The following is a 293-nucleotide window of genomic DNA, read 5'->3' as shown; positions in this document are numbered from 1 at the left end:
CCATGGCATCGAATTCTCCGCCGGTCGGGCCGGCCGGCTATACGCGGACCGCGATCGCGCTGCACTGGCTGATCGCGCTGCTGATTGTCTGCGGCTTCGCGCTCGGCTGGGTGATGACCGACATCCCCGGCTTCACGCCGACGAAGCTCAAGTATTTCTCGTGGCACAAGTGGATCGGCGTGACGGCGTTCGCGCTCGCGGCGATCCGCGTGCTGTGGCGCGCGACCCACGTGCCGCCGTCGTTGCCGGCCGGCATGCCGGCGTGGCAGCGCATCGGCTCGCACGGCGTGCAC

1 protein-coding gene is annotated in these 293 nt (G+C 69.6%); it reads left to right on the top strand.

Features of this window, described 5'->3' with window-relative positions; translation table 11 throughout:
* Positions 1-2 precede the first annotated feature (2 nt).
* Positions 3-293 (top strand): cytochrome b (locus ACV22Z_RS35890; RefSeq protein WP_448080963.1); only part of this gene is annotated, 291 nt, incomplete at its 3' end.

Source organism: Burkholderia sp. PU8-34, assembly GCF_053427725.1.
The sequence above is the reverse complement of the archived record's forward strand: the minus strand, read 5'-3'. Positions and strand labels throughout refer to the sequence as shown.